The sequence below is a fragment of the Pseudomonas sp. FG1 genome, assembly GCF_034313875.1.
GTDB classification, from domain to species: Bacteria; Pseudomonadota; Gammaproteobacteria; order Pseudomonadales; family Pseudomonadaceae; genus Aquipseudomonas; species Aquipseudomonas veronii.
Genome location: NZ_JAVIWP010000001.1, coordinates 6,023,808 through 6,047,773, shown reverse-complemented (window position 1 = coordinate 6,047,773; position 23,966 = coordinate 6,023,808). Strand labels below are relative to the sequence as shown.

The 23,966-nt window shown below is 61.1% G+C and carries 22 protein-coding genes; 8 read left to right on the top strand and 14 right to left on the bottom strand.

Features of this window, described 5'->3' with window-relative positions; translation table 11 throughout:
• Positions 1–20 precede the first annotated feature (20 nt).
• Positions 21–572, top strand: coding sequence for a glutathione peroxidase (locus RGV59_RS27780; RefSeq protein ID WP_017845338.1), 552 nt, complete (start codon positions 21–23; stop codon positions 570–572).
• Between the two features lie 64 nt (positions 573–636).
• Here RGV59_RS27780 and RGV59_RS27775 read toward each other — a convergent pair whose 3' ends face one another.
• The 4 genes from RGV59_RS27775 to RGV59_RS27760 form a co-directional block, all read right to left on the bottom strand.
• Positions 637–1,923, bottom strand: coding sequence for an OmpP1/FadL family transporter (locus tag RGV59_RS27775; protein ID WP_026139818.1), 1,287 nt, complete (start codon positions 1,921–1,923; stop codon positions 637–639).
• A 145-nt stretch (positions 1,924–2,068) separates the two neighbouring features.
• Positions 2,069–2,551, bottom strand: a complete 483-nt coding sequence (locus tag RGV59_RS27770; protein WP_017845340.1) for a hypothetical protein — start codon at positions 2,549–2,551, stop codon at positions 2,069–2,071.
• A gap of 280 nt (positions 2,552–2,831) precedes the next feature.
• A complete protein-coding gene (locus tag RGV59_RS27765) occupies positions 2,832–3,056 on the bottom strand; it encodes a hypothetical protein (protein ID WP_017845341.1) in 225 nt (74 codons plus the stop codon).
• Positions 3,057–3,499: 443 nt separating this feature from the next.
• On the bottom strand, positions 3,500–3,805 hold the full coding sequence (locus tag RGV59_RS27760) for a hypothetical protein (RefSeq protein ID WP_102618102.1): 306 nt from the start codon (positions 3,803–3,805) through the stop codon (positions 3,500–3,502).
• A 457-nt stretch (positions 3,806–4,262) separates the two neighbouring features.
• Between RGV59_RS27760 and RGV59_RS27755 the strand changes: the two genes are divergently transcribed.
• Both RGV59_RS27755 and rmuC read left to right on the top strand, forming a co-directional pair.
• Complete coding sequence (locus RGV59_RS27755) at positions 4,263–4,586, top strand: hypothetical protein (protein WP_032804218.1); 324 nt, start codon at positions 4,263–4,265, stop codon at positions 4,584–4,586.
• Positions 4,587–4,761: 175 nt separating this feature from the next.
• Positions 4,762–6,126, top strand: coding sequence for a DNA recombination protein RmuC (gene rmuC, locus RGV59_RS27750; protein ID WP_164887036.1), 1,365 nt, complete (start codon positions 4,762–4,764; stop codon positions 6,124–6,126).
• Positions 6,127–6,134: 8 nt separating this feature from the next.
• On the opposite strand, the gene RGV59_RS27745 is transcribed toward rmuC, so the two are convergent.
• From RGV59_RS27745 to RGV59_RS27735, 3 genes are all read right to left on the bottom strand, one after another.
• On the bottom strand, positions 6,135–9,605 hold the full coding sequence (locus RGV59_RS27745; protein ID WP_017845345.1) for a PAS domain-containing hybrid sensor histidine kinase/response regulator: 3,471 nt from the start codon (positions 9,603–9,605) through the stop codon (positions 6,135–6,137).
• Between the two features lie 132 nt (positions 9,606–9,737).
• Positions 9,738–10,121: a YbaN family protein gene (locus RGV59_RS27740; protein WP_026139819.1), complete on the bottom strand. Its 384-nt coding sequence runs from the start codon at positions 10,119–10,121 to the stop codon at positions 9,738–9,740.
• Positions 10,122–10,141: 20 nt separating this feature from the next.
• Complete coding sequence (locus tag RGV59_RS27735; protein ID WP_017845347.1) at positions 10,142–10,729, bottom strand: YecA family protein; 588 nt, start codon at positions 10,727–10,729, stop codon at positions 10,142–10,144.
• A 275-nt stretch (positions 10,730–11,004) separates the two neighbouring features.
• Here RGV59_RS27735 and recQ point away from each other — a divergent pair, with 275 nt between their 5' ends.
• Both recQ and RGV59_RS27725 read left to right on the top strand, forming a co-directional pair.
• Positions 11,005–13,131 (top strand): DNA helicase RecQ, encoded by a 2,127-nt coding sequence (gene recQ, locus RGV59_RS27730; RefSeq protein ID WP_017845348.1) that lies wholly within the window; start codon positions 11,005–11,007, stop codon positions 13,129–13,131.
• 121 nt (positions 13,132–13,252) lie between these two features.
• Positions 13,253–13,687: a MarR family transcriptional regulator gene (locus tag RGV59_RS27725; protein ID WP_017845349.1), complete on the top strand. Its 435-nt coding sequence runs from the start codon at positions 13,253–13,255 to the stop codon at positions 13,685–13,687.
• A gap of 136 nt (positions 13,688–13,823) precedes the next feature.
• Here the strand turns inward: RGV59_RS27725 and RGV59_RS27720 are convergent, their stop codons facing one another.
• Positions 13,824–16,013: a patatin-like phospholipase family protein gene (locus tag RGV59_RS27720; RefSeq protein WP_126585478.1), complete on the bottom strand. Its 2,190-nt coding sequence runs from the start codon at positions 16,011–16,013 to the stop codon at positions 13,824–13,826.
• An 84-nt stretch (positions 16,014–16,097) separates the two neighbouring features.
• Here RGV59_RS27720 and RGV59_RS27715 point away from each other — a divergent pair, with 84 nt between their 5' ends.
• Entirely contained in the window at positions 16,098–16,385 is a 288-nt protein-coding gene (locus RGV59_RS27715; protein ID WP_017845351.1) for a SelT/SelW/SelH family protein, read from the top strand.
• A 41-nt stretch (positions 16,386–16,426) separates the two neighbouring features.
• Here the strand turns inward: RGV59_RS27715 and RGV59_RS27710 are convergent, their stop codons facing one another.
• The 3 genes from RGV59_RS27710 to RGV59_RS27700 form a co-directional block, all read right to left on the bottom strand.
• A complete protein-coding gene (locus RGV59_RS27710; RefSeq protein WP_017845352.1) occupies positions 16,427–16,708 on the bottom strand; it encodes a hypothetical protein in 282 nt (93 codons plus the stop codon).
• 127 nt (positions 16,709–16,835) lie between these two features.
• The gene (locus RGV59_RS27705; RefSeq protein ID WP_126585477.1) at positions 16,836–17,720 is read right to left on the bottom strand and encodes a DMT family transporter; all 885 of its coding nucleotides are present in this window, start codon (positions 17,718–17,720) and stop codon (positions 16,836–16,838) included.
• Positions 17,721–17,816: 96 nt separating this feature from the next.
• Entirely contained in the window at positions 17,817–18,569 is a 753-nt protein-coding gene (locus RGV59_RS27700; RefSeq protein ID WP_126585476.1) for an AraC family transcriptional regulator, read from the bottom strand.
• A 137-nt stretch (positions 18,570–18,706) separates the two neighbouring features.
• Between RGV59_RS27700 and RGV59_RS27695 the strand changes: the two genes are divergently transcribed.
• Complete coding sequence (locus RGV59_RS27695) at positions 18,707–19,516, top strand: UDP-2,3-diacylglucosamine diphosphatase (protein WP_017845355.1); 810 nt, start codon at positions 18,707–18,709, stop codon at positions 19,514–19,516.
• A gap of 130 nt (positions 19,517–19,646) precedes the next feature.
• Here the strand turns inward: RGV59_RS27695 and RGV59_RS27690 are convergent, their stop codons facing one another.
• From RGV59_RS27690 to phhA, 3 genes are all read right to left on the bottom strand, one after another.
• Complete coding sequence (locus tag RGV59_RS27690; RefSeq protein ID WP_126585475.1) at positions 19,647–20,843, bottom strand: amino acid aminotransferase; 1,197 nt, start codon at positions 20,841–20,843, stop codon at positions 19,647–19,649.
• A complete protein-coding gene (locus tag RGV59_RS27685) occupies positions 20,843–21,199 on the bottom strand; it encodes a 4a-hydroxytetrahydrobiopterin dehydratase (RefSeq protein WP_017845357.1) in 357 nt (118 codons plus the stop codon). Before RGV59_RS27685 ends, RGV59_RS27690 begins: the two co-directional genes overlap by 1 nt.
• A gap of 105 nt (positions 21,200–21,304) precedes the next feature.
• The gene (gene phhA / locus RGV59_RS27680) at positions 21,305–22,096 is read right to left on the bottom strand and encodes a phenylalanine 4-monooxygenase (RefSeq protein ID WP_046382503.1); all 792 of its coding nucleotides are present in this window, start codon (positions 22,094–22,096) and stop codon (positions 21,305–21,307) included.
• 256 nt (positions 22,097–22,352) lie between these two features.
• Between phhA and RGV59_RS27675 the strand changes: the two genes are divergently transcribed.
• On the top strand, positions 22,353–23,936 hold the full coding sequence (locus RGV59_RS27675; protein WP_102618106.1) for a sigma-54-dependent transcriptional regulator: 1,584 nt from the start codon (positions 22,353–22,355) through the stop codon (positions 23,934–23,936).
• The last annotated feature ends 30 nt before the right edge of the window (positions 23,937–23,966 follow it).

Genomic DNA, 23,966 nt, shown 5'->3' with positions numbered 1-23,966 from the left:
TATTTTGAAGGACACACGACATGCAGATGCGCTGGCTTGCAGTACCCGTCCTGATGGCTGCTTTTAGCGGTGCGGCGATGGCCGCCAGTTGCCCGCCGTTGCTGGAGGGGCAGTTGCCCAAGTTGCGCGCCAAGGAATCCATCGACCTGTGCCAGCGCTTTGCCGGCAAGCCTTTGGTGATCGTCAATACCGCCAGCTTCTGCGGCTTTGCGCCGCAATTCAAAGGCCTTGAGGCTCTGTACCAGCGCTATAAGGACCAGGGGCTGGAAGTGATTGGTGTGCCGTCCGATGACTTCAAGCAGGAAGCCAAGACCGGCGAGGAAACCGCCAAGGTCTGCTACGTGAATTATGGCGTCACCTTCACCATGACCGAGCCGCAGGCGGTCAAGGGGCCGGACGCAGTGCATCTGTTCAAGGTGCTGGCGCAGCAGAGCAGCGCGCCGAAATGGAATTTCTACAAGTACGTGGTGGATCGCCAGGGCAAGGTGATTGCCAATTTTTCCAGCCTGACCAAGCCGGACAGCCCGGACTTGCTCAAGGCGGTAGAGGCAGCGTTGGCGTCGAAACCCTGATCGTTATCCATTGAAAAGCCCCGCCTCCTTTGCCGGAGAGCGGGGCTTTTTATGCGCGAGCAGGTCAGAACTTGTAAGTCACGCCCAGGCCGAAACCGTTGGCGCTGTTTTCATATTTGGAGCTGTAGGAACCCAGCGCGTTGGATTTGTTGACTTTGACCGACTCTTCCTTGAGGTAGGAGTAAGCCAGGTCAACGGTCATGTTATCCATCACTGCGTAACCCATACCGACACTGAAGATGGTCCGGTCACCGGTAGGAATGCGCGGCGAACGATCGGTGTTGTTGGTTGGCGACTGGTCGAAGGACAGGCCGGTACGCAGTACCACCTGCTTGGTGAGCTGATACGAGGTACCCAAGGCGTAAGCCCAGGTGTCGTGCCAGTTCTGCGGTTCAGTGATAGTGCCGACAAGCGCAGGTGCCAGTGCGCCTCCGTTAGTCCTTGTCACACCTTCGTTTTTGATGATGATGTCTTTCAAGCGACTCCAACGAGTCCAGGTCGCACCCGCATACAGTTTCCAGGCGTCGTTGAGGTCTTGAGTCACCGACAGGTCCCAGGATTCAGGCGTGTCGACTTTCAATGAGGCGTCGTAGCGGTTATTGGCCAGCACTCCCGATGGAACCGTGGACGCTTTGGTGACGTCGGTGTGGCCTTCGAGTTTGTACTTCACTTTCGAGTGATAGGTCAGGCCGACGCGAGTGGTATCGGTGGCTTGAACCAGGATACCGGCGTTAAAGCCCAGGGCGGTGTCGTCGCCTTTGACTTTGACTTTGTTGTCGCCTGGCATCCCCAGGCCAGCCAGGCTCGGCCGCGATTCCAGGGTGCCGTCGATACGGTTGATGGTCGGACCAAAACCGATGGAAACGCGATCATTGAACGCGTAGCTGACAGTCGGTTGGAAGGTGATGACCGATACTTCGCTCTTGTTGCCAAACCCGCGACCCTGGAAACCACTTTCGTAGTCGGTTTTCAGGCCGAACGGTGCATAAACACCGAAGCCGATAGACCATTGATCGTTGAGTTTGTTGGTGTAGAAGCCGAAAGGCACGCCAGTGAAAGGCACCATGTCGCCTTTGTTGGTCCCGCTGGAACGGCCGCCGGCATCTTTGATATCGGTGGAGGCATCGATCACCGCGAAACCGCCGGTAATTTGTTGGCCTTCCAGGCGAGCCATACCGGCTGGGTTACCGTAGACAGTGCTTGCGTTTTCGGCAGTAGAAGAGCGTCCTGCGAAGCCCGTACCCATCCCGGCGACGTCTTGTTCGTTAAGGGCAAAGCCACTTGCGAAGACGTAGGAAGAGGCCATGGCAACGGCGAGGCTAAGTGTGGTCTTGAGCATTACTTTTTTCATTATTAGAACTCCGTGTGATCACCGCAGCGGAAAGTATCAACAAATTACATATCGCGCTATAGGCTGTAACACAGGAGATAGAGCTGTTTTGTAGGACAATCCTACCAAAATCGCCGCATTTTGCCGGATTTTGTAAATTGCCCGATCAGCAGGTCACCTGATTCATGGATGAAACACAGGTTTTCCAGGCGTGGGTGAAATCGCGAAGACGGCCTTGAGGGTGGAATATTTCTTTCCAGATACGCGCCATGGCCAATACGTCACCTGGTTCGGGCAAGGCGGGGCGCTGTTGTTCCACCAGTAACCAGGCGATGGCGGTGGCATAACGCAGGTTGACGGTCAGCTCAAGCTGGGGCGCGCCAAGGAAGGCGTGCTGGCTGGCCAGGCCGCGTACCAGGCTGGCGCGTTCGGGGTCCAGCGCCAGGTAGGTGTCCCATAGGGCGCGGTGACGCTGGTCGGAGATGCTGTAGAGGCCGTGGCCGCGACGGTCGTGCAAGGCGGAGCCAAGTTCCGACTGGCTGGCGGCAATGCCCAGCAGCAGGGATTCAGCGGTCTGGTTGTGGCGCCCGAGGTAAACAAGCGTCGGCCTGATCACATAACGACACAATTCGCTGGCAGCGATACCCATACTCGCCTCTATCCGTGAAAGTGGTCGACGAAGCCTGAGCGGGTGGGGGCTTGGCAGCGGTGGATCGGATCTCAGGCCCGTCGGAAGCGGATCATGCCGCTTGAGTTGAAGTGTAGTGTCATATTCGTGGTGTAAAGGACTGTTTTAAAAACATCTTCTTTATTCAGTTATAACGTTTATATCTATTCGTGCTGAGTGCAAATATTCAAAACCTGAATACCGGGCAATAAAAAACCCTGCTTTTTAAACAGGGTTTTTGGGTTTCGGCGACTTCGGTCGATCAGGCAATCAGTGCCTGACGGGTACGCTCGATCACGGCCTGCAGCGGCTCTGCGCTGGAGTATTGATCGGGGTACAGGCGTTCGCTGTGACGAGCGATACCGTGTTCGTTGACCAGGGTGAAGCTGAAGCAGCCTTTGCGAGCGGCCATGATCAGGCAGTTCATTGGTGCAAAAGCGTTGGTGAGGGCGCGAATGGCGTCCTGAGTATGGATTTGAGTGGACATATTATGGGTGTTCCTACAAATGACACGGTTAAGAACCGCGCAACGTTAAAACGTTCCAGTGACGTCGATCACTATTGATCGAACGAAGAACCCGACTGGAACAAAGCAGCCAGTTTGAAGCGCTAATAGTTTAGGCGCGCTTGGGCTGGCAGGTAGGTACTTAGGAGGGCAGGCAACACAACAGGGGCTAAGGTTCTGGGCCCGGGGTGAAGATCCTGATCAATTGGCAGGTTGGTTCGGTCAGAGTATTGAGACTTCGCGACACCCTTTGCTTGTTCAAAGGCTGTGTCGTCGCAAGTGATACCTGGAAACCATCAAGGTGGTCGATCCCGTGTTGTTCAGGGGAGTTGTTCGACCAGAATTGACTTTCAGCTTGGTACTAACGCCGCGGATAGTAACGGATCGAAACGGGGAATGGAAGCGTATCGGTAAAAAAACTTCAGTCAGCCCTCCAGCATCCCGTGATACACCAGCACCGTGACCGCTGCCGCCAGCGAGCAGCCCAGCGCATACGCGGCCAGGGTCAGGCGCAGGGACTGGCCGGTCTCGATCATTTTCAAGACGTCGCCCATGTCATTGATCCGGCCCTCGCCCAACTCGATGCACAGGCTGGCGGCGGTGAACGCGGCGGAGAGCAGGATCGCGATCGCAAACAATGCGCCGTCCGGCGAAGGCAGAGCGGCGTTGATTCCCAGGGAGGTCGCGCAAATGGCCAGCAGCAACACGGTGAATAACAGAATTCCTTTCATCGACCCGTACATGGTTGCGTTGTAGGTGCGGCAGTGTGGCGACCCGCATTGAATTTGAAAAGTCCCTGCCTGGCCGTGCCGGTAACATGTTCAAGCCGTGTCGGATCAAAAAACCTTGGCGATATAACCGGAGCAAAGGGACTTGTACACATTGTTCACGGTATGTGTCACCGTTCTGTCAAGTGTTTCCATCTGGCCCCATTTGCCTGTAATGAAAATTTAAGTCAATGAAAAATATCGCTTTTTTTTATTGGTGAAAAAATCGTCAGTTTGACTGCGGCCCCCATTCCATGGGGCTTTGCGCGAGTTAAAGGTGGGTTGTCCACTGAGTTATCCACAGCTTCTGTGGATTGTCCCGAGCGCTTGCTCTAGCACGGGCGTGCAGGGTTTTTTCGGCTTTACCTGTACGAAAAAAAGAGTAGAGTGGCGCGCCTTCCGTTCTGTCCCGCAGTGCTTTATGAAGTTTCGCTCAGTATCATCTTCTGTTACCGACACCCCTCCGGTTGTTACCCCACCCAAACGTTTCTCCTTGAAAGTGGCCTTGTGGTTGCTCGACAGCCCGCGTCTCGGTCACAGCACCAACATCAAACATTTTGCCGGACGCTTGCTCAAACAGCCGGCCCGTGATGGCGTGGTCGCAGCGCAAAGCCGACTCGGCCAATTGATGTGCCGCGAATGCGACAATGCCCGCGACCGCCGCATCGGCCACGAACTGCTGCGCCTGGCTGCCCGTGCCGGTGACCGCCGCGCCCAGCGTGAATTGGGCCAGGTCGAAGACTGAGCTGTCCTCAACCCCCTTGCTTGGTTAACCTTGCTCTTTTTCGGTGATGGCAGACATGGCTATGGCTTTTGACTGGACCAGTATTGCCCTGGGACTTGCTGGCGCGGCAGTGCCGTTATTGGCCGTGTGCTGGCAGCTCCAGCGCCGTCTGGCCGCGCGCATGGCTGGCTGGGAATTGCTTGAAGAGCGCCTGACCACCGCGCAACTGGCCCAGGAAGGGTTGGCGGCCCAACTGGACGCCAGCCGTGACGAAATCAGCGACCTCAGCCAGGCCAACGCCGCCAAGCAGGCAGACCTGGCCGCCGTGCGCCGCGAAGTCGAATTGCTGCAGATCGATCGCGACAATGCCCGCGACGCCGCCCACGCCTGGAACCTCGACCGCAGCGCCAAGGAAGCCGAACTGCGTCGCCTTGACGCGTTGTCGGCGGCCTTGCGTGCGGAGCTGCGCGAGCAACAGGACAGCCATCAGCAACGCCTCGCCGACCTGCAGGGCTCGCGGGACGAATTGCGGGCGCAGTTCGCCGAACTGGCCGGGAAGATTTTCGACGAGCGCGAACAGCGCTTCGCCGAAACCAGTCAGGAGCGCCTCGGACAGTTGCTCGATCCCTTGAAAGAACGCATCCAGTCCTTCGAAAAACGTGTCGAAGAAAGCTATCAGAATGAAGCCCGCGAGCGCTTTTCCCTGGGCAAGGAGCTTGAACGCCTGCAGCAACTGAACCTGCGTCTGTCGGACGAAGCCACGAATTTGACCCGTGCGCTGAAAGGCCAGAAGACCCAGGGCAACTGGGGTGAACTGATTCTTGAGCGCGTGCTGGAACACGCCGGCCTGGAGAAGGGCCGCGAGTACCAGACCCAGGTCAGCCTGAAAGGTCCGGACGGTGAGCGCTTCCAGCCGGACGTGCTGATCATGTTGCCCGGTGACAAGCAGGTGGTGGTGGACTCCAAGGTCAGCCTGACGGCCTATCAGCAGTACGTGGCGGCGGACGACGAGGTGATCGGCCAGGCGGCGCTCAAACAGCATGTGCTGTCCCTGCGCAATCACGTCAAAGGCTTGGCCGGTAAGGACTACAAACGCCTGGAGGGCTTGCACAGCCTGGATTTCGTGTTGCTGTTCGTGCCGATTGAAGCCGCTTTTTCGGCGGCCTTGCAGGCTGAGCCCAACCTGTTCCAGGAAGCCTTCGACCGTCATATCGTCATCGTCAGCCCCACCACCTTGCTCGCCACCCTGCGGGTCATCGACAGCCTGTGGAAGCAGGAACGCCAGAGCCAGAACGCCCGGGAAATCGCTGAGCGCGCCGGCTGGCTGTACGACAAGTTCGTGCTGTTTATCCAGGACCTGGATGAAGTGGGTAACCGTCTGCAGCAATTGGATAAGGCTTACAGCGCAGCGCGGAATAAGCTGACAGATGGTCGCGGTAATCTGGTCAGCCGCACCGAACAGTTAAGGTTGCTCGGCGCCCGCGCCAGCAAGAGCTTGCCCGCCGACCTGCTGGAGCGGGCAATGACCGACTCCGACGGGGTGGCGCACCTGCCCGAATAGGTGGCTGATCAAAGGGGCAAATGCCGGCTGAGCAAGGCGCGCAACGCCGCCGGCTTCACCGGTTTGGCCAGATAATCCAGCCCCGCCGCATGCACTTGCGCCACCATCTCCGGACGACCGTCGGCGCTGATGACCACGCCGGGAATCGGCTCCGCCAACTGTGTGCGTAACCAGCCCATCAACTCCGTGCCGGTTTCGCCGTGGTCCAGGTGGTAATCCACCAGCGCCAGTTGTGGGCGCACGCCGTCGGCCAGCAGCGCCGCGCACTGTGCCTGGTCGGTGGCGGTCCATACTTCGCAGCCCCAGCGCGTCAGCAGGCTGCGCATGCCTATCAGGATGCTTTCTTCGTTATCCACACACAGCACCCGCGCGCCGCTCAGGGGCAGACCGGTTTCCTGCGCGGTCTTGATCGGTGTGCTGGTCTGGTTGCGAGCCAGCGGCACGCGCACGCTGAATACGCTGCCCTTGCCCGGCCATGAGCGCACGCTCAGGCGATGGTCCAATACGCGACACAGGCCATCGGCAATCGCCAGGCCCAGGCCGAGGCCCTTTTCGGCGCGGGTCTGGTGGCTGTCCAGGCGTTTGAACTCCTCGAAAATCACCTTCTGTTTATCCAGCGGAATGCCGGGGCCGCGATCCCAGACTTCCAGGCTCAACTCGCCCTGGTGTCGGCGTACACCCAGCAGCACTGGGCCGTCGGCATAGCGGAACGCATTCGTCAGAAAGTTCTGCAAAATCCGGCGCAGCAACTTGATGTCACTGTCCACGCGCAAATGACTGCCGCGCAAGCGGAAGCGCAGGCCTTGTTCCTGGGCGAGCGCCTTGAATTCGGCGCCGAGGGTGTCGAACAGTTCGTTGAGCACGAACGGCTGGCGTTGTGGGTTGATCTTGCCGTTTTCCAAGCGTGAGATGTCCAGCAGGTCGCTGATCAGGTCTTCGGCGGAACGCAGCGAGCTGTCGAGGTGTTGCACCAGTTGCCGGGCTTCGCTCGACAGGCCGTCGTTCTGGTGGGAGAGGGCGGCGGAGAACAGGCGTGCAGCGTTCAGCGGTTGCATCAGGTCATGGCTGACCGCTGCGAGAAAGCGCGTCTTCGATTGGTTCGCGGACTCGGCCACGCCCTTGGCATCGGTGAGCGCCACGTTGAGCTGCGATAGCTCGTGTGTCCGCTCGGTGACCCGTCGTTCCAAGCCCTCGTTCGCCTCGGTCAGTGCGTGTTCGGCCTCGCGGAACGCGGTGATGTCGGTGAAGCTCATGACGAAACCGCCGCCGGGCATCGGGTTGCCGATCAGTTCAATCACCCGTCCATTCGGGAACAGGCGTTCGGAGGTGTGCGCGCGGCCTTGGCGCATCCAGTGCAGGCGTCGCGCCACATGCACTTCGGCCTCGCCCGGTCCGCACAAGCCGCGCTCGGCGTTATAGCGAATGATGTCGGCAATCGGCCGGCCGACGCTGATCAATCCCTCGGGGTAGTTGAACAGCTCCAGGTAACGGCGGTTCCACGCCACCAGCTTGAGAGACTGATCCACCACGCTGATGCCCTGGGTGATGTTTTCGATGGCGCCTTGTAGCAGGGCCCGATTGAATTGCAGCACTTCGGAGGCTTCGTCGGCGATCCGTACTACGTCCTCCAGCAGCATGTCCCGACCTTCAATCGCGGCCTTTACGACTGCGCGAGTCGAGGAGGCGCCGAGTACACCCGCCAGCAGGCGTTCGGTATGCGCGATCCAATCGTTATCGGCATTCTGGTTGGGGTTGAAGCCTTTGCCCTGGCGATAGGCGAAGCGGATAAAACTCTGCTGCGCGCGTTCTTCGCCGACAAAGCGCGCCGCCAGGCTCAGCAGGTCGCTGATCTGGACCGACAACATGGAGCGAGTGCTGGCGCGTTGGCTGGTTTCCTGGCCGATGAAGCGCCCGGCCTGCCAGTGTTCGGACACCCGGGTACGCGAAAGCATCGAAACCCAGACGAACAGTGTGAAGTTGCCCGCCAGGGAGAACACGGTGCCCAGGGTCAGCGACGTGAGGGGCAAGCCGAGCGGGTGGGAATGCAACCAGGTCAGACCGGGGAAAAGGCTGAGCGACCAGCCCAGGCTTTTCGCGGTAACCGGTAGGACCAAGGTGTAGAACCACAGGAACGTGCCTGCCGCCAAGCCGGCAAACACGCCGCGTCGATTCGCCGGTTTCCAATACAGCGCGCCGAGCATGGCAGGTGCCAGTTGGGTCACCGCGGCGAAGGCAATCTGGCCGATCGTCGCCAGGCTCGCGCTGGAGCCGAGCAATCGGTAGCTGACATACGCCAGCAGCAGGATGAGCACAATGCTGACGCGGCGTACCGAGAGCATCCAGTGGCGGAATACTTCAAACGGCCGTTCTGCGCTGGAGCGGCGCAACAGCCAAGGCAGCAGCATGTCGTTGGACACCATGGTCGACAACGCGATGCTCGCCACAATCACCATGCCGGTGGCGGCTGACGCGCCGCCAATGAACGCCAGTAGGGCGAGGATCGGATGGGCCTCAGCCAAGGGCAGGCTGATCACGTAGGAATCGGGTAGCACCGAGCCGGGCAAGAGCATTTTGCCGCCGAGGGCGATCGGTACGACAAACAGCGCGGCGAGGATCAGGTACGCAGGGAAAACCCATTTGGCCAGGCGCAAATCCTGGGGGTCGATGTTTTCCACGACGGTGACGTGAAACTGCCGGGGCAGGCAGATGATCGCCATCATCGCGACGCCGGTCTGTACCACCATCGTTGGCCAGTTGACGGTTTCGTTCCAGTATTCCTCCAGGCGTGGTGCCAACATCGCCTGGCTGAACAAGTCGTCGAAACCGTCGTAGAGGCCGTAGGTCACAAACACGCCGACTGCGAGAAACGCGAACAGCTTGACCAGCGACTCGAAGGCAATCGCCAGCACCATGCCGCGGTGGTGTTCGGTGGCGTCGAGGTTGCGCGTACCGAAGACAATGGTGAACAGCGCCAGCACCAGCGATACGATCAGCGCCGTGTCCTGGGCGCGGGTGCCGGTGGTATCCGCGCCGGCGCCGATCAGCAGGTTCACCCCGAGTACGATGCCCTTCAGTTGCAGGGCGATGTAAGGCAACACGCCGACCATGCAGATCAGCGCGACCACCACCGCCAACGACTGGGATTTGCCGTAGCGTGCGGCGATAAAGTCAGCGATGGAAGTGATGTTTTCCTGCTTGCTGATCAGAATCATCTTTTGCAGGACCCAGGGGGCGAATACCAGCAACAGCACCGGTCCCAGGTAGATAGGTATAAACGCCCACAGTTGTTCGGCCGCCTGGCCTACGGCGCCGAAGAAGGTCCAGCTGGTGCAATAAACGGCCAACGACAGGCTGTACACCCAGGCACGCATGCGCGGTGGCAACGGCGCATGGCGGCGGTCACCGTAAAAGGCGATGGAAAACATAATGGCCATATAGGCCAAGGCAACGGCGGCGATCAGCCCGCTGGACAGCGTCATGGTAACTCCGGACAGAAACACGCCCAGGCATTTCGGGCCCGGTTGGACAGTCTCGCATGATGCCTGGGGATTAGTCAGTGTCGACCAAGGTCTTGTGAGCACTAATGTCGCAGGGCACGGTGTTAAAGAGGCTCAGCGCGGCGGCAGGGTTTTCTGGCGCAGGATGTAGATCGTCACCAGTACCGCGCTGGTCAGCATGAAGCCGCGGGCCCACGGCAGAGGCACCAGGTAGCAGGAAAAACCGATACTCAGCCACATCAGGCCGATGGCGTAGACCTTACCCTTGAGCGGGATGCCATTGCCGTCCAGGTAGTCACGAATCCATGGGCCCAGGCGCGGGTGTTCCACCAGCCAGGCATAGAAACGCGGGGAGCTGCGCGCGAAGCAGGCGGCGGCAAGAAGCAGGAAGGGGGTGGTGGGCAATACCGGCAGGAAGATGCCGATCACCCCCAGCGCTACGCTCAGCCAGCCGATGGCCAGCAGTGCGTAACGCAGGAGCGGCGAGCGCTTGCCCATGGCGATCACGGGCGTGCGACTCAGTGGTGACGTGGCTTGAGGAGCGCCGGTTTTTCGTCGGGGGCGTTGCACAGCAGGTACAGGGCGGTCAGGGCTTCCGGGATCTGTACGATCATGTCGTCCATCAGATTGGCGTCGGCGGCGATGTCGGAGAACTCCGGCTGGTCGTCGAACAGGCCCGAACCGACCATGATCGGCAGCAGCATTTCGCTGACTTCTTCTTCGGCGGTTTCGAACCAGGCGGCTTCGCGCAGGAACACACCTTCCATGAAGCCGATGCACCAGCCGCGCAGGTCGGAGTCGTCCGGCTCTTCGCCCAGGTCGAGGTCGCACGGCAGCTCGAATTCCTCGTCGGAGGCCAGTTGGCGACCGATGTGGGCCTTGAGGGCGAGCAGGGTGGCTTCGATCTCTTCGCGCTGGGCGGCGTCAGCGTAATGAGGCTCTTCGGCGAACAAGGCGTCGATCCACTCACGGTCCGGCACGATGTCGGAAGAAATCGACAGGGCGGTCAGGTAGCCGTGGGCGGCCACGTAGTCCAGCGCCTCGTCATGCAGCTCATCGGCGTCGAGGAAGGCTTGCAGGCGGGTTAGTTGCTCAGCGAAGGACATTGAAGGACTACCTTGGGAATAAACGATGCTGAATTCTAGGCTTTCTTGAGCGCCCAGGCCAGCCACACTGCATATTTGGCCGGTTTTAGATAGCGGCCGCTGTTCGTCAGCCGCGCCCTTTGCCGGCCGACGCTCGGGTATACTGCCGCGTTTTGTGATGCCCCCTGCAGGCCAGCGCCAATCCGAGAAAACTTCGCTTACGGATTATTTTCCGTAGATACGCGCTTTTTCGGCCAGCCTGTATGGAGGGATTTCGGCGATATTTGGAGTTTTACATGCTCGAGCAGGCTCAACGCGTCCTCAAGGACATCTTCGGCTACGACAGTTTTCGTGGCCGCCAGGGTGCGATCATTGAGCGCGTGGCCAATGGCGGTGATGCCCTCGTCCTGATGCCGACCGGCGGTGGTAAGTCGTTGTGTTTCCAGGTGCCGGCGTTGCTGCGTAACGGCCTTGCCGTGGTGGTCTCGCCGTTGATCGCGCTGATGGACGATCAGGTGGCGACCCTTGAGGAACTCGGCGTTGCTGCCGCCGCATTGAACTCCACGCTCAGCGCCGAACAGCAGCGCGACCTGGCCGCGCGTATCAAGCGCGGCGAAGTGAAAATGCTTTACCTGGCCCCCGAGCGCCTGGTGCAGCCGCGCATGCTGGCCTTCTTGCAGAGCCTGGAAATCGCCCTGTTCGCCATTGATGAAGCGCACTGCGTATCGCAATGGGGGCATGATTTCCGTCGCGAATATTTGCAGTTGGGGCAGTTGGCGGAACTGTTCCCCGACGTCCCGCGTATCGCCCTGACCGCCACCGCCGACAAGCGCACTCGCGAAGAAATCGTCGAGCGCCTGCATTTGCAGAACGCCGAGCGCTTCCTGTCGAGCTTTGACCGGCCGAATATTTTCTATCGCATCGTGCCCAAGGAGCAGCCGCGCAAGCAGTTGCTGGCGTTCCTGTCCGAGCGGCGCAGCGATGCGGGCATCGTCTATTGCCTGTCGCGCAAGAAGGTCGACGAAGTGGCCGCCTTCCTGTGCGAGCAGGGTTATCCGGCGTTGCCCTACCATGCAGGCTTGCCCAACGACTTGCGTGCCTATCATCAGAAGCGCTTCCTCAACGAGGAAGGCCTGATCATGGTGGCAACCATCGCGTTCGGCATGGGCATCGACAAGTCCAACGTGCGCTTCGTGGCCCATATGGATCTGCCCAAGTCCCTCGAGGCGTATTACCAGGAAACCGGGCGCGCCGGGCGTGATGGCCTGCCGGCCGATGCGTGGATGGTCTACGGCCTGCAAGACGTGGTGATGCTCAAGCAAATGCTGCAGAACTCCGAAGGTGACGAGCGCCACAAACGCCTGGAACAGCACAAGCTCGACGCCATGCTGTCACTCTGCGAAGAGACGCGTTGCCGCCGCCAGACCTTGCTGGCGTATTTCGACGAAGACATGCCCGAACCCTGCGGCCATTGCGACAACTGTGTCGACGGCGTGCAAACCTGGGATGCCACTGAACCGGCGCGCCAGGGTTTGTCCGCCATCTACCGCACCGGCCAGCGTTATGGCGTCGGCCATCTGGTGGATGTGTTGCTGGGCAAGGACAACGAGAAGGTGCGCAGCTTCGGCCACGAGAAACTCTCGGTCTACGGCGTCGGCAAGGCCCGTGCCGAAGGCGAATGGCGATCGCTGTTCCGCCAGATGGTCGCGCGCGGCCTGGTGGACATCGACATTGAAGGCTACGGCGGCCTGCGCCTGAACGACAGTTGCCGGCCGTTGCTCAAGGGGGAAGTGAGCCTGGAACTGCGCCGCGACCTCAAGCCGCAGACCACCGCCAAGAGCAGTACCAGCCAGGCCAGCCAACTGGTGCGCTTCGAGGAGCGTGAACAGTGGGAAGCCTTGCGCGCCCTGCGGCGCAAACTGGCGCAGGAACACAGCGTGCCGCCTTACGTTATTTTCCCCGACTCGACCTTGCTGGAGATGTTGCGCGAGCAGCCGACCACCCTGGCCGAAATGGGCCGGGTCAGTGGCGTGGGCGCGCGCAAGCTGGAACGTTATGGCCAGGCCTTCCTCGAAGTGCTCGGCGGCCAGGCCGAAGCGCCGAAGGAAATTGCCGATATTCGCCACGAATTGATCAGCCTGGCGCGGGCCGGCATGACCCCGATCCAGATCGCTGGCCAGTTGCAATGCTCGGAAAAAAACGTCTACACGCTGCTGGCCGAATCCATCGGTAAGCAACAGTTGTCGTTAGAGCAGGCCCTTGATTTGCCAGAAGATTTGCTCGGTGAAATCCAGGATGCCTTCCTGGACGGTGAAGGCGAACTGCCACCAGTTGCGGAGATTGCACCGTTGTTCACGGGGCGGGTTCCCGAGGGTGTTTTGTACTGTGTGCGTGCCGCGTTGCAGTCTGAGTTCGAAATTTAGTGTGCCAATTGCGACGATGAAACGAATCAGTACAGACGAGCGCTTGCCTACTGACATGGCTCATGCTTAGCTGACTAATAATTAGTCATACTTTGTTTTCAGTCTAAACCATGAGTTTTTTATGCCGTTAACCGATCAACACCGTTTTGGCATGCAGTTGGCGCAAATGTCCCGAGGTTGGCGCGCCGAACTGGATCGCCGTTTGGCGGGGCTGGGCTTGTCTCAGGCACGCTGGCTGGTGCTGCTGCACTTGGCGCGTTTCGAAGAAGCGCCGACGCAGCGTGAGCTGGCACAAAGTGTCGGCGTCGAAGGGCCGACACTGGCACGCTTGCTCGACAGCCTGGAAAGCCAAGGGCTGGTGCAGCGCCAGGCGGTGGTGGAAGACCGGCGCGCCAAGCGCATCCTGCTGTGTGACAGCGCCCGACCGTTGATCGAGCAGATTGAAACCATCGCCACTGCATTGCGCCATGAGTTGTTCGTGGGCGTGAATGAAGAGGACCTGCGGGTGTGCATGCGCGTGCATGGGCACATTCTGGCGAATCTGGAAAAGTCCTGACGTCAGGCGCAACAGAGATCGAATAGGTGGGAGTTGGCTTGCCTGCGATAACGGACATTCAGTCAATTGATCTGGCGACTGAAATACCGCCATCGCAAGCCAGCCAGCTCCCATCTTGGTTTTTACGGTCAGCGTTTCAGAAGGTCTGGCCGAGGTTCAGGTACACCGCCTGCTGATTGTCGTCGTTGAACCCGTAGCTGAAATTCAGCGGCCCCAACGGTGTGTCGAAGCCCAGGAAAATACTCGCGGCATTGATATAACCGCTGTCGAACTCATTGTCGTTGTTCCACGCCCGTCCGCGTTCCAGCGACGCGCCCAGGTACAGCGGGAAATCCAGCGGCAAGTATGAGCGCGGCGTCAGGCGGCGGTAGTACACGGCGCGCATCAAGCTGACGTTCTGTCCCGAGATCGCGTCCTGGCGGAAGCCCGACAGCTGCCGTGCGCCGCCGAGCAGGAAGCTGGATGTCACCACGTCCGTATTATCCACGGTGCGTCCGTAACGGCCGCCCAGTACGAGTGTGTCCGGGCCGTGACTCATGGCCTTGTCCAGCTTGAACTCCCATTGTCGGTAGCGTTGATCGGACCCCAGCCCCGGTTCGAATTCGCGCCAAGCCAGGCCGATGTCTTCGCCGGTGTGGGGGAAGTACACGTTGTCCAGGGAGTCGAAGGAGTACTTCAGTTCGTAGAAGCCTTCGCTGAAGCTCATGCTTGGCAGGTCGCGGTCGCCGATGCGTACATCCGCCTTGCCCCAGGCTTCGCCGACGCCGAAACGCAGCTCGCCACTGTTGCCGATCTGGCGCCCGACGTTCAGGCCGAAACCGTAGCGTTCCAGGCGGTATTCGGAGATGGGGTCGTTGTCCAGAATCAGTTCGACGTTCTGCGCCTGGGCCTTGAGGTAAGGGGCGACGAAATAACGCGAGCCGGTGTCCATCGGTTGGTAGAACTCGCTGTACAGCTCTTGCCGATCGCCGATCTGCACCCGCGTCAGCCATTCCGCGCCGAGGCGGTTGATGCCATTCATGCGGTAGCTGGCGCCGAGGTTGAAGGCGCTGTCGCCACGCATGTCGTCCGACAGGTTCAGGCCCAGGCGCAGGTAGTCGGTGCCGCTGCGTTTGCCGCGTGCGCTGATCACCAGGGTGTTGTCGTGGCCTTTTTTCACCACGCGGTATTGCACCTGTTCAAAGTAATCCAGGCCATACAAGGTGCCCATGTCCACTTGCAGGCGGCTCAGGTTCAGCGGCTCGCCGAGGGTTTGGCGGATGTAGTAGCGGATCACGTCTTCGCTGACTTTCGAGTCGTTCTCCACGCTGATCGCAGTGATGATCGGGGTCCGTTCGCCCGGCGCGCGCGCGGCCACCAGTTCCGGGTCGATCGGCTCGGCGGGACGCAGGTGGGCCAGGCGCACATCGAGGGCGCGGGTGGCGCGGTAGCCGGCGTCGATCATGTCCTTGGCGCGGCCGAAGTCGGTGACGCCGTAGGCGGCCAGAGGCGGCTGGATCAGCACATCCTTGGGGTGCAGGGCCTTGAGTTGTTCTTCGGAATTGCGCCGGGTCATCAGGGTGATGGACTGGTTGAGCACGTCCACCACCGTGGCCAGTTGCTTGCGCGAGCGCAGCGGCGTGCCGATGTCCACCACGATGGCGATGTCGACGCCCATCTCCCGCGCCACGTCCAGCGGGATGTTATCGGTCATGCCGCCGTCCACCAGCAGTCGGCCGTCGAGTTCCACTGGCGCGAACACGGCCGGGATCGACATGCTGGCGCGGATCACCTGGGGCAGGTGGCCTTTGCTGAACACCACTTTTTCGCCGGTGGTGATATCGGTTGCGACGGCGCGGAAGGGGATCGGCAGCTTGTCGAAATTTCGCGTGTTGCTGCTGTGGGCAAACATGCTTTCCAGCAGCAGCGCGAGGTTCTGGCCCTGGATGACGCCCAGCGGCAGGCCGAGGCTGCCATCGTCGCGGAAACTGAGTTTCTGCTTGACCAGGAAGTCCCGGTCATCCTGCTTGCGGCGAAACGGTACGTCCTCCCGGGGTGGCGCATCGGAGAGTGCCTGCTGCCAATCGATACCCAGTGCGAGCTTTTCCAGTTCATCGATCTTGTAGCCCGACGCGTACAGCCCGCCGATCACCGCGCCCATGCTGGTGCCGGCAATTGCATCGATATGAATCCCTTGTTCCTCCAGGGCCTTGAGCACGCCGATGTGGGCCAGCCCGCGCGCGGCGCCGCCGGACAGCACCAGGCCGATTTTCGGGCGTGGGGTTTCAACCGCCTCGGCAAGAAGGGGCAGCAGGCACAGCAACAGGCAGGACAACAGGCGGCGCATCATGAATCTCAGGGCTGGACGATAAAGGCCGGTATTATAGCCACCCGACCCTCCCAGCCCGTTACGCCAGGAACCTGTCAAATTATGTCGCCGAACAAACCCGAGATCGTCATCACCTATTGCACCCAGTGCCAGTGGCTGTTGCGCGCCGCGTGGTTGGCCCAGGAACTGTTGAGTACCTTTGCCGACGACCTGGGCAAAGTGGCGCTGGAGCCGGCTACCGGCGGCGCTTTTCGCATCACCTGCGACGGTGTGCAGATCTGGGAGCGCAAGGCTGACGGCGGCTTTCCGGAGGCCAAGGTGCTCAAGCAGCGCGTGCGCGACCAGATCGACCCGCAGCGCGACCTGGGGCACAACGATCGCAAGGCGTGAAGGTCACCGCCGCACAGGGGCGGTGACCGGGCGATGTGCCCCTACTTGGCGGCCATCTTGCTCTTGATGAAACCGACGACCCACGTCAGCACCAGGCCGCCGACGCCACCGCCGACGATGTTGCTGCCGACCGTCGCCACATCCATGGCTTCGCCGCCGGATGTGCCCGTCAGCGCCGAGACGATCTGGCCCAGCACCAGGCCGCCGACACCGCCGAGGAAGGTATTGAGCCCGGTGCCCAGGCTCTGCTTGGTCATCCCCGCCAGATTACCGCCGACGGCACCGCTGATGATCTGAACCAGCAAGCTGATAAGAATTTCCATGATGCAACTCCTGCATAGCGTTAATGGCGTGACCACTCGCTTGCAGCACCGTTAAACACCCTGGCTGTCGTCGAGAAGTCTTTATCCGTCGACGACGACACACTGTTGCGGATGGGCAGAGTATAGATCAGGCCGTTGCAGCCGGCTGCTTGGCCTGGCTGGCGCTGCCCAGCAGGCCGGAAAGCACGATGGCGACGATGATCAGCGCGCCGCCCAGCAGCATGCGCAAGGTCGGGGTTTCGGCAAACAGCAGCCAGGCGACGGTGATGCCGTAGACCGGTTCCATGGCGAACACCACCGACGCGGTGCGGGCCTTGATCACCGCGAGGCTGGCGACAAACAGGCTGTGGGCCAGGCCGGTACAGAACACACCGAGCAGGCCGATCCACAGCCAGTCGAGCGCGCGCACATCCGCCAGCCCCGGCGCCGCCACGGGCAGCAGGCACAGCGCGACCACCACGTTCTGGCACAGCGCCGCCTGTACCGCTGGAACCCGCCCGGAGCTGGCGCGGTTATTCAGTGACAGCAGGGAGAACAGCAACCCCGAGGCGATGCCCCAGAGCAGGCCGCCCGTGGCTTGGCTGGCGAGGTTGAAGTCCGGTGTCACCAGCACCAGGCCCACCGTGACCAGAGCCACCAGCAGCACTTCGTTGGCGCGGATGCGCTCGCGGAAGATCAAGCCTTCGAGGATCACGGTAAACGCCGGGAACGCGGTAAACCCCAGGGTGGCGACGGCCACGCCGGCGACCTTGACCGCGATGAAGAACGTGACCCAGTGCGCCGCCAGCAATACACCGCTGATCATCAGCCGGCGCCAGTCGCGCATCTGCAGCTGTTTCCACGGCGCATTGCTGGCGAACCGCGCAAAGATCGCCAGGGCAATCACCGCAAACGCGGCACGGCCGAACACGATGATGGCCGGCGAGGCGGCCGCCAGTTTGCCGAATACGCCGGTGAGGCCAAACATCAATGCGCCGATATGCAGGGCGCCGAGGGCTGAGCGGGGAGTCATTGCGATCCTTGAACCAACGGGGTGACAGGCGCGCAGTCTAGAGGCTGGGGGCGTGAGTGTCTGTCGCCCGACTGGCGATTTTTAGCGCAGGACTCGCTATTTTGTGGTGCGCCGCAGCGCGCTGGGCGCGGCGCCGAATTCGCGCAGCATCGCTGCGGCAAACGCGCTTTGCGAGGCATAGCCGACGCGCTCGGCAATTTCGCCGATGGGCAACGGCGTTTCCCTTAACAGGCCCAAGGCCTTATGCAGGCGGCGACTGCGGATGAAGTCCATGGGCGTCTGCCCGCACTCGGCGATGAAACGGGCATGCAGGCGCGCCACCGACAGGTCGGCGAGGCGTGCCAGGTCCGCGACTTGCAGAGGGTGGGCGGCGTGCCGTTCGATATGTGCATTGAACGCGGCATAGGGCAGGCGGCGGCCCGGCGCGCTGGGAGCCAGCGGATGATTGAGGCTGGCCAGCAGCAGTACCGCGCCTTGCTGGACGATCAGCGGGTCATCCACCGGGCTGTGCGCCAGCCATTGCACCAACTGGCTTTGCCGCGAATCCAGGACCAGGCGCGCCGGTTGGTCGAGCAGGCGGCGGCTGGCATCGGCATGCTCGCCCAACGATTGCAGCACCCAGTGTTCGGTGGGCACGTCCAGCACCAGGCATCGGCTGCCATCGCGACTGCCGCAGGTGTGGTGGGCCGAGAAGGGCAACACCATCACGCTGCTCTCGCGGACCTGGCTGCCGCGCCCCTCCACTTCAAGGTCCAGGTGCCCGGACAGGCCGAAGACCAACTGCGCATGGTCATGGCTGTGGGCAATGGGTGCTTCGATGTAGTGGCGTAGCGTGAGGGACGCTCTCATCGCGCTCTCCTGGGCAGCAGGTTGCCAGTCTACAACGCTTCGCCATCGGCGGGCGCTGTCATCAGACTGACGCACAGCTGTCATGGGCTATTAATCGCCAGGGCGCAAGCTCGCGAAAACACCGTCGAGGGATGCCCATGACCCGTGCCGAATTCGCTACACCCAGCCGCAAGCAACGGGTTCGTACCCTGTGGATTTCCGATGTACATCTGGGCACTCGGGATTGCCAGGCCGAACACTTGGCGCAATTCCTCAAGGGCTACCACGCCGACAAGGTGTACCTGGTGGGCGATATCATCGACGGCTGGAAGCTGCGCGGCGGCATGTATTGGCCCCAGGCCCATACCAACGTGATCCGCCGCCTGTTGACCATGGCCAAGCGCGGCACCGAGGTGATCTATGTCACCGGCAACCACGACGAGTTCCTGCGTCGCTACTCCAAGCTGATCCTGGGCAACATCCAGTTGGTGGACGAAGCCATCCATGTCACCGCCGATGGCCGCCACCTCCTGGTGATCCACGGCGACCAGTTCGATGTGATCACGCGTTATCACCGCTGGCTGGCGTTCCTCGGCGACTCGGCCTACGAGTTCACCCTGACGTTGAACCGTTGGTTGAATCACTGGCGTGCGCGGTATGGCTACGGTTACTGGTCGCTGTCGGCGTATCTGAAGCACAAGGTGAAGACGGCGGTGAGCTTTATCAGCGATTTCGAAGAAGCCATCGCCCATGAAGTGACCCGGCGCGAATTGCATGGGGTGGTGTGCGGGCATATTCACCATGCGGAGATTCGCAAGGTGGGCGAGGTGGATTACCTCAACTGCGGGGATTGGGTGGAGTCGTGCTCGGCGTTGATCGAGCACTGGGATGGGCATATCGAGTTGTATCGATTGGCGGATGCGCAGGCCAAAGAGGCGCTGCTGAAATCGGAGATGGTCGCGGGTTAAGGCCTTGCTCGGCCCAACAAGTGGGAGCGGGCTTGCTCGCGATCGCGCAGTGTCAGTCACTGTATTTGGCGACTGATCCATTGCTATCGGGAGCAAGTCCCCTCCCACATTGGGCTTTGCATTTCTTCGGTTAAGTGTGCGAAACGTCTGCAATCGCTTGCGCCAGCAGCGTCAATCGCGTCGCATCAATCCCCGCGACGTTGGCCCGCCCCGAACTGACCATATACACGCTGTGTTTCTCGCGCAGTTGCTTGACCTGTTCGGCGCTCAAGCCGGTATAGGAAAACATCCCACGCTGTGCGCCGATATGTGCAAAGCGTTCGGCCAGCCCGTGTGGCGTGAGCGCCTCCACGAGCCCGGCGCGTAACTGTGCGATGCGCGAGCGCATGGCTTCGACTTCGTCGCTCCACTGTGCCTTCAGCTTGGCATCGCCGAGGATCGTCGCGACGACTGCCGCGCCGTGATCCGGCGGAGTCGACCACAGGTTGCGCGCGATATTCGCCAACTGGCTGCGCACATCCGTCAGCTTTTCGGCATCCGCCGCACACACGATCAGCGCGCCGACGCGGTCGCTATACAGGCCGAAGTTCTTCGAGCAGGAGCTGGTGATCAACACTTCCGGCAGCTCGCTCGCGAACAGGCGCACCGCCCAGGCGTCCTGCTCCAGGCCGTCGCCAAAGCCCTGGTAGGCGAAGTCGATCAGCGGCAGCAGGTGGCGCTCGCGCACGATCTGCAGGACCTGGCGCCAGTCAGCCTGGGACAGGTCGAAACCGGTCGGGTTATGGCAGCAGGCGTGCAGCAGCACCACGTCGCCCTCGGGCACCGTGGACAAGGTCGCCAGCATCGCGCTCACATCCAGGTGATTGTCCGCGCCGACGTAAGGGTAGTGACTGACCTTGATCCCGGCCTTGGCGAAGATGCTTTCGTGGATCGGCCAGGTCGGGTTGCTCAGCCATACGCCGCGGCCGGGCAGGCTGTGGGCGATAAAGTCGGCGCTCAGGCGCAGGGCGCCGGTGCCGCCTGGAGTCTGGGTCGCACCGGCACGGTGTGCGCGCAGCAGCGTGGACTCGGCGCCGAGCACCAGTTCGCTGATCAATCTGCCGAACGCAGCGTCGCCGTGGCCGCCAATGTAGGTCTTGGTGGTTTGCTGCTCCACCAGGCGCTGCTCGGCGAGTTTCACGGAAGGGAGGATCGGTGTCAGCCCCTGGTCGTCCTTGTACACGCCCACGCCGAGGTCGAACTTGTTCGGGTTGGCATCCTGGGCATACAGGTCCATCAGCCCGAGGATCGGGTCGCCGGGCACGCGGCCAATCGCATCGAAGTGCATTATTTGCGGCCCTCGGCATCCTTGGCCACTTCGTCGGTGCGCGCGGCCATGATGAAGTCGTTGCGGTGCAGGCCTTTGATGGAGTGGCTCCACCAGGTCACCGTGACCTTGCCCCACTCGGTGAGCAGGCCAGGATGGTGACCTTCTGCTTCGGAGATGGCGCCCATGGCGTTGGTAAAGGCCAGGGCGAACTTGAAGTTCTTGAACAGGAAAACCTTTTCCAGTTGCATGACGCCATCGCGGACTTCGATGTTCCAGTCGGGGATCTGCTTGAGCAGCACCGGCAGTTCTTCATCGCTGACTTGCGGGGCATCGGCGCGGCAGGCTTCGCAGTGGGCTTGGTTCAAGGTGGTCATGTGGGGTGTCCTGAATTCGAGTGTCTGGAAAACGGTCGTCAGTGGCGTCACCCTAAAGCAACGCGGGGCCAGGGAACAGATTCACCTGGTATCAAAACCTACGGTTCACGCCGCTTTGGGTTTGGGTGGGAACTTCGGTGCGTGCAGACCCAACTGCATGCCGCGCTCGACCATGCCCATGATGTCTTCCTGGGCGACATCGAACAGGCGCTTGAGCTCGGGCAAGACAAAATATAGCGGTTGCAGGATGTCGATGCGATACGGTGTACGCATCGCCTCCAGCGGGTCGAAGGCCTGGTGCTCGGGTTCGGACGACAGGCTGTACACCGTTTCCTTGGGCGACGACAAAATACCGCCACCGTAGATGCGCCGGCCTGCGGGCGTATCCACCAGGCCAAACTCGATGGTCATCCAGTACAGGCGCGCCAGGTACACGCGCTGCTCTTTGGTGGCCGCAAGGCCGAGCTTGCCGTAGGTGTGGGTGAATTCGGCGAACCAGGGATTGGTCAGCAGCGGGCAGTGGCCGAAGATCTCGTGGAAAATATCCGGCTCTTGCAGGTAGTCCAGTTCTTCGCGGGTGCGAATAAAAGTCGCCACCGGAAACTGCTTGTTGGCGAGTAATTCAAAGAACGTCTGGAAGGGGATCAGCGCCGGCACGCGGGCGACTTGCCAGCCGGTGGTCTCGGCCAGCACCGTGTTGATTTCGCTCAGTTGCGGGATGCGGTCCAGGGGCAGGCCGAGCTTGTCGATGCCGTCCAGGTATTCCTGGCAGGCCCGGCCCTCGATCACCTTCAACTGGCGTGTGATCAGGGTGTTCCACACCGCGTGTTCTTCCGGCGGGTAGTGGATAAAACCTTGCGCATCGGGCTCGCGGGCCACGTAGTGCGTCTGCTTCATACGGCTCTCCTGCTAGGCATTCGTTCTTGTTATGTCCTGCGATGTACGTATTGATAACCCGATTGGGGTGAGATTCCAGCGGCCTGCGCAAGGGTGCTGTAGGAAAGTTTACCGATATTCGTAAAGTATTCGTTACGGATTGGCCGTTCATTGATGCGTCGGGCTGTGAAAAGACGGCTGACTGTCACATAATCTTGACGACTATCTGCGCCCAGCGACAAAAAGACGCGGCGCCTACCCTTCTTCGGGCCTTTTCATGCGTATCAAAGTGCATTGCCAGAACCGCATCGGCATCCTGCGGGACATTCTCAACCTGTTGGTGGAGTACGGCGTCAACGTCGCCAAGGGCGAGGTCGGCGGTGAGCATGGCAATGCCATCTACCTGTTCTGTCCGAATCTGGTGAACATGCAATTCCAGGCCTTGCGCCCGCAGTTCGAGGCGATTGCCGGGGTGTTTGGCGTAAAGCGTGTGGGGCTCATGCCCAGCGAACGTCGGCACATGGAACTCAATGCATTGCTCGGGGCCCTGGAGTTTCCGGTGCTGTCCATCGACATGGGGGGCTCGATCGTTGCCGCTAACCGCGCGGCCGCGCAGTTGCTCGGGGTGCGGGTGGACGAGGTGCCGGGCATTCCGCTGTCGCGCTACGCCGAGGATTTCGACTTGCCGGAACTGGTGCGCGCGAGCAAATCGCGGATCAATGGCCTGCGGGTCAAGGTCAAGGGTGACGTATTCCTGGCGGACATCGCGCCGCTGCAATCCGCCGAACACGACGACAGCGAAGCCATGGCCGGCGCAGTGTTGACCCTGCACCGTGCCGACCGCGTCGGTGAGCGCATCTACAATGTGCGCAAGCAGGAGCTGCGTGGCTTCGACAGCATCTTCCAGAGTTCCAAGGTCATGGCTGCCGTGGTCCGTGAGGCCCGACGCATGGCGCCGCTGGATGCGCCGCTACTAATAGAAGGCGAAACCGGCACCGGCAAGGAGCTGCTTGCCCGCGCCTGTCACTTGGCCAGCCCTCGTGGCCAATCGCCGTTGATGGCGCTCAATTGTGCCGGCTTGCCGGAGTCGATGGCCGAGACCGAGCTGTTCGGCTACGGCCCCGGCGCTTTTGAGGGGGCACGGGCCGAGGGCAAGCTGGGGCTGCTGGAGCTGACGGCGGGCGGTACGCTATTTCTTGATGGCGTCGGGGAAATGAGCGCGCGCCTGCAGGTGAAGTTGCTGCGGTTCCTGCAGGACGGTGGCTTTCGCCGAGTCGGCAGCGATGAAGAGGTGTACCTGGATGTGCGGGTGATCTGCGCAACCCAGGTGGACCTCTCGGAACTCTGCGCGCGGGGCGAATTCCGTCAGGACCTTTATCACCGCCTGAACGTGCTGTCGCTGCATATCCCGCCGCTGCGCGAATGCCTCGATGGCCTGGCGCCGCTGGTGGAACACTTCCTCGATCAAGCCAGCCGGCAGATCGGCTGCCCGTTGCCCAAACTGGCTTCGGCGGCCATGGAGCGGCTCAGCCATTACCACTGGCCGGGCAATGTACGGCAACTGGAAAACGTCCTGTTCCAGGCGGTGTCGCTGTGTGAGGGCGGGACGGTCAAGGCTGAACACATTCGTCTGCCGGACTATGGCGTGCGTCAGCCGCTTGGCGATTTCTCTCTGGAGGGCGGCCTGGAAGCCATCGTCGGCCGGTTTGAAAAGGCCGTGCTGGAAAGTCTGTATGCCGAACATCCCAGCAGTCGGCAGTTGGGCAAGCGCTTGGGCGTTTCCCATACAACGATTGCCAACAAGTTGCGGGATTATGGTTTGGGCAAAGAGGGCAAAACCCCTGAACACGCTGCTCGATAGACGCCATGTCCAGGGTTTTTCTGCGAGGGG